Below are 3,055 nucleotides of genomic sequence, written 5' to 3' on the forward strand. Positions count from 1 at the left end.
TTTGTGTATCGTTTGATGCGCGGGGCCTATGTATTTGAAAATCTTGCCTACCTTGAGTTGCGGTATACCCCCTACCTAAGAACTCCTAACCACCTCAGCCAAACAGAACGTATTGACCAAATGGGGGCGATCGTTGAAGCCGTGGGGCAGGCCAGTCAGATTGGTGAGTATCCCATTGTGACCAGCCAAATTTTATGTATGCATTCCCGGCTGCCCTACGAGGTGAATCGGGCCATTGTGGATCTGGCTGCTCAGATGCCGCAGTATGTCTGTGCTATTGATTTAGCGGGGGGAGATGCCCACTATGCTGAGCGCCTGGATGAGTATGTAGAACTGTATCGCTACGGGCGATCGCTGGGTCTGAAAACCACCGGGCACCTCTACGAAACGCCCCAGGGCTGCTATCCGGAGCTGTTGCCCTACCTGATGCGTATTGGCCATGGCATTCAGATTCCCCTGCTGTATCCTGAACTGCTGCGGCAGGTGGCAGCCAACCAGCAATGCTTAGAAGTCTGTCCCACCACGTATCTCAAAACTGGCACCTTGGAGGATATTGAGCAACTTAAGGTAGTGTTCGATCGCTGCTTTGAGGCCGGCGTGGACATTGCCATTTGCACCGATAATGCTGGGCTCCACAACAAGCGCCTGCCGTTTGAGTATGAAAGCCTGCTCACCCACGACATCATTGGCTTTGAAGAACTCCAGACCTGCCAAGACGCGGCGTTTAAACATGCCTTTGCCTGGACGCATCAACAACAGCCTGCCTCCATTCTGAGCAATGTCTTGCGTCCCGAGCTGAATCTTGTGGGATCTGGCAATCCCTAGCTCAGGCATACATCTCCGTGGGCTTAGCTCTGCTGAGCCCACGGCTCTTCGGATGGTGCATTGAAGCAAGCCAATCTGAGTGCTATGGTTTGGGAGTTAGGGCGTAAGCTTGCCTGTGTCTCGATCCCTACACCCCAACCATTAGCAGATTTGATAGTGATCCCGCTGCCATGACCGAAACCCCGCCTCAACATCAGCCTCATTGGGCTATGCAACTCCTCCAGCTCCTAGCTCTGTTTTCCATGGCGATTTTGCTCAGTGGTCTAGCCACGAACTACGTCTTCCATCGAATTCGGCTAATGGCAGGAGATGGGATGAGCTGCACGCGTTATTTACCTAGCGGTGCCGTCGAGCGTCTCTATGGTGCTACGCAATGCGATCGCAACTAGCGACGCTCGTTTATTCCCGTAGGTTGACGACAAGAGTACAGACTCTCAGCCTAAGCAAAGAGCACTAGAACCCTCGCCAGGGGCTTACTTGTAGAACACCATCTTGGGTGATGACCACGAGAAACTGACCTTGATCGTCTTGGCGATCGCTCTCCGTAGCTGCTTCCGCTAGGGTGGGCAAAGGAGTTTTGCTCAGGAAGTCCGACGCTGCATCATCTAAAGGCTCATAATCAACCACCACACCATCGGGGGTCATGTTCACCCGATAGCTGATGTCTGTCGAGAGCGATCGCCGCTCGGCGTCATCTAGCCCATCAAGGATCAGGTCGTATAAGTCCCAATTGAGGTTGGCGAGCTGAGCGGGGTCAGTAATCTCAGTTCCCAGCTCTACGGTCTCTTGCTCTGCCGCTGCCTCCGGCAAGCGGCCGTGCCAGGGGCTAACTTCTACAGCTCCAGCAGGGGTAAAGACCACTCGATATTGGGCCACGGGCTCCTGCTCTGCGGCCTCTGGATCAAGCAAGGTGTATTGCAGATCAGGCAGGGGTGTTTCATTGACCCGGACTAGGGCTGCATCGTTGACATACTTAAAGCCCAAGACATCGCCGTTTTCAGCCACCGCCACTCGGTAGACCAGCGCATCTTCAAAGCTGTGCTCCTGAGTCCAGCTATCAAACAAGTTTTCCTGAAGCTTCACCATCAATTCATCAACCACATCTGGCTCGACAATCAGCGGCGCATCGCTAAACAGCACCTCGGTTGCTTCATCGCTTGCGGCATCTAGGTCACTGCCTGCATCCAGGGATTCTGCTTCTTCGGAGGAGGCTTCGCTGGGGGGATTGTCACCGCTGGCCACCGTATCCGTCGAGTTGGCTTGCACATCGGTAGCAGTCCCTGCAGGTGATTCCTCCGATGGACGAAACTCGGGTACCGGCACAAAGAAGAAGGCGATCGCTGCGGTTGCTAAGCCTGCAACACCTAAGGCTGCTGGCAAAGCTCGTTTGGCTAGGGGTTGTTTGGGAGTGGTTTGGCGCTTGCGCACCGGCACTAGATTGAGGGTTAGCCCTGGAATCGTTTGGCTATCAGCATAAAACTGATCAATAGCTTCCACCAAGTCAAACAACTGCACCGTCATTAAGTCAAAACTGATGGATTCTGACTGACTACGGGCTGGGTCATCCGTCAGCGCTTGGGGATAGATGGTCAGGCGATGAAAATTGGATGAGACTTGCTCGATGACAACGGGTTTAGGGCGATCGCCTCGCTCACGGCTGTAGGGTACACCGCTCAAAAACTGTTGGGCGTAGGCGCTGGCTGTGGCGATGAGCTGCTCGAAGAACTCACGTCCGCCTCTGATAGCGCGATCGTGACCATGAAACCGACATTCAAAGCTCGTCAAAATAGATAACAGGGGGCGTCCGGCTGAGTCGCCATTCCCCAAGCCCACCTCTTCGCCCCAACCATCGAGGGTGAGGGTACAATTTGGCAAGCTATACAGCCGCTGAATACTCATGCCACTTCCCCGTCAAACACACTACTCCAAAGACGCTGAGTTCCCGATGTACCGGTGCAAAACAAAAGCTGACCAAGTAGTAGGAGAGCCAGTTCATTCAGCTTTTCATCCGTATCGTAGGCCATCACGCCGGCCCGCTTCGGGTTCATCCGCGAGCGGAAATGGGCCCGAAATCGTTCCAAATATTCCGCCAACCGGAAGTGGTGATCGGGCGACAGTTGCTTTTCCTGAAGCTGTTGGTGAGCAAGCAACAGTTGACGAATGAGCACGGTCAACCGACGGGCTAGGCTACAGGCAATCAGCACCAAGGCTTTGCCCTCTGCCAGGGTGA

General features: G+C 54.3%; 4 protein-coding genes. 2 read left to right on the forward strand and 2 right to left on the reverse strand.

Annotation, left to right across the window (positions count from 1 at the left end; translation table 11 throughout):
• Positions 1–825, forward strand: an 825-nt coding sequence (locus V6D20_20340) for a hypothetical protein (GenBank protein ID HEY9818128.1), incomplete at its 5' end; no start/stop codon positions are given.
• 170 nt (positions 826–995) lie between these two features.
• Positions 996–1,214 (forward strand): hypothetical protein, encoded by a 219-nt coding sequence (locus V6D20_20345; GenBank protein ID HEY9818129.1) that lies wholly within the window; start codon positions 996–998, stop codon positions 1,212–1,214.
• A 64-nt stretch (positions 1,215–1,278) separates the two neighbouring features.
• Here the strand turns inward: V6D20_20345 and V6D20_20350 are convergent, their stop codons facing one another.
• Positions 1,279–2,724, reverse strand: coding sequence for a DUF4335 domain-containing protein (locus tag V6D20_20350; protein HEY9818130.1), 1,446 nt, complete (start codon positions 2,722–2,724; stop codon positions 1,279–1,281).
• Positions 2,721–3,055: DUF3038 domain-containing protein (locus V6D20_20355; protein HEY9818131.1), on the reverse strand; the 335-nt coding region annotated here is incomplete at its 5' end. The genes V6D20_20350 and V6D20_20355, both read right to left, overlap by 4 nt.

It is taken from the genome of Candidatus Obscuribacterales bacterium (genome assembly GCA_036703605.1).
In the GTDB taxonomy this organism is placed as follows: Bacteria; Cyanobacteriota; Cyanobacteriia; order RECH01; family RECH01; genus RECH01.

Bases quoted from the DNA above. Each gene is read 5' to 3' on its own strand.
- V6D20_20345 (HEY9818129.1), top strand. From the start codon at position 996: ATGACCGAAACCCCGCCTCAACATCAGCCTCATTGGGCTATGCAACTC.
- V6D20_20350 (HEY9818130.1), bottom strand. From the start codon at position 2,724: ATGAGTATTCAGCGGCTGTATAGCTTGCCAAATTGTACCCTCACCCTC.